The sequence below is a fragment of the Arthrobacter sp. Y3225116 genome, assembly GCF_059091245.1.
Genome location: NZ_JBNHGL010000395.1, coordinates 1 through 1,689, shown reverse-complemented (window position 1 = coordinate 1,689; position 1,689 = coordinate 1). Strand labels below are relative to the sequence as shown.

At 70.9% G+C, this 1,689-nt stretch carries 3 protein-coding genes; 2 read left to right on the top strand and 1 reads right to left on the bottom strand.

All coding sequences use genetic code 11. The features are described from left to right. Both rfaE2 and AC5RV2_RS17715 read left to right on the top strand, forming a co-directional pair. A partial coding sequence (gene rfaE2, locus AC5RV2_RS17720) for a D-glycero-beta-D-manno-heptose 1-phosphate adenylyltransferase (RefSeq protein ID WP_494093419.1) occupies positions 1–558 on the top strand: 558 nt, incomplete at its 5' end. 67 nt (positions 559–625) lie between these two features. Then, the gene (locus AC5RV2_RS17715) at positions 626–1,327 is read left to right on the top strand and encodes an SDR family oxidoreductase (protein WP_494093418.1); all 702 of its coding nucleotides are present in this window, start codon (positions 626–628) and stop codon (positions 1,325–1,327) included. Here the strand turns inward: AC5RV2_RS17715 and AC5RV2_RS17710 are convergent. Then, positions 1,293–1,689, bottom strand: a 397-nt coding sequence (locus AC5RV2_RS17710; protein WP_494093417.1) for a glycosyltransferase family 9 protein, incomplete at its 5' end; no start/stop codon positions are given. The two genes, AC5RV2_RS17715 and AC5RV2_RS17710, sit on opposite strands and share 35 nt — an antisense overlap.

Below are 1,689 nucleotides of genomic sequence, written 5' to 3'. Positions count from 1 at the left end.
GAGGCGGTGGAAGAGGCCGTCGGGCAGGCAGCGGCCTTCCTCGCCGCAGGCGGGGTGGCATCGCTTCGGCAGGAAACGGCCCCGGTCCAGCTGCGCGGTCCGGGGGTGGACGCCATGCGGGTCGCCGCGCAGACCCGCGAAGCCGGCGGCACGGTGGTAGCCACCGGAGGCTGCTTCGACTTGCTGCACGCCGGCCACGCAAGGACCCTGGCCGCCGCCCGGAAGCTGGGCGACTGCCTGATCGTCTGCCTCAACTCGGACGATTCGGTCCGCCGCCTCAAAGGCGAAGAGCGTCCGATCATGAACCAGGAGGACCGCACCGAGCTGCTGCTGGCGCTGGAGTGCGTGGATGCGGTGCTGGTCTTCGACGAAGCCACCCCCGAAGCGGCGCTGGAAAGGCTGCGGCCGGACATCTGGGTCAAGGGCGGCGACTACACCGCGGACCAGCTGCCCGAGGCGCGCCTGCTGCAATCCTGGGGCGGGCAAACCGTCACCGTGCCGTACTACCCGGCGCGTTCCACCACCGGCCTGGCCGCCGCCCTGGCGAAGGTCGGCTGACCCGGCGGACTGCTCCGCCGATCCGGCGGGCCCCGAACTGAAGAATCCCGAACCTGAGGAGGAAGACATGAGCATTGCCCCAACGAACCCCGGTCGCGTCCTGGTCACCGGCGGAGGCTCCGGCCTGGGAGCCGCCGTCGTGGAGGCGGTCCTTGCCGCCGGCGGCACGCCGGTCGTGCTGGACCGTGACGTCAGCCGGGTGGGCCGGGCCAAGAGCATCGAGGTGGACGTCGCCGACCGTGCCGCCGTCGAGGCGGCCGTGCAGCAGGCCGCCGACACCCTCGGCGGGCTGGACGCCGTCGTGACGGCTGCCGGGATCGACCGCTGCGGGCGCCTGGAAGACGTGCCGGCCGAGGAATGGGAGAAGGTCATCGGGGTCAACCTGATGGGCACCGTCTCCGTGGTGCGCGCGGCCCTGCCGCACTTGATGTCCACCCACGGGCGCGTGATCACGGTCGCCTCGTCGCTGGGGATCAAGGCGGTCTCCGACGCCACCGCCTACTGCGCCTCCAAGTTCGGCGTGGTCGGCTTCAGCCGGGCGCTGGCGGCCGAAACCCGAGGTCAGGTCGGGGTGACCACCATGATTCCCGCCGGCATGAAGACCAGGTTCTTCGACGACCGGACCGAGCAGTACAAGCCGCAGGACGACTCCCGGCTCAACGACCCCGAACGGGTGGCCGATGCCATCATCTTCGCGCTTTCACAGCCGAAGGGCTGCGAGGTGCGCGAGATGGTCATTTGCCACGAAGAAGAAGACTCGTGGCCCTAAGCCCGCGCAGGTCCGCGTAGACATCCTCTGCGCGGACCTGGTCCGTCAGGGAGAATTCGTGGCTGCAGCGTTCGGCGGTCCAGCCCACCTGGCTCAGGTCGGAGCCGCAGGCCGGGCACTGCGTCATCCAGGACATGTGGATCCGGTGCAGGGTCCGGCCCAGCGCCCCGGCCATGATCATGTTGCCGGCCCAGTAGATGCCCACCGTGGGCGTTCCCACCGCCTGCGCCAGGTGCCGCGGCCCGCTGTCGTTGCCGACCATCACGTCACTGGCGCGCAACACGGCGGACAGCTCATCCAGTTCCAGCCGGCCGGCCACGGAGTCGATGCTGCCCCCGCCGCCGGCACCGGCGGCCCCGCGG

What these genes read in the sequence shown, in the direction of transcription:
- AC5RV2_RS17715 (WP_494093418.1), top strand. Translation starts at nt 626, where the DNA reads ATGAGCATTGCCCCAACGAACCCCGGTCGCGTCCTGGTCACCGGCGGA.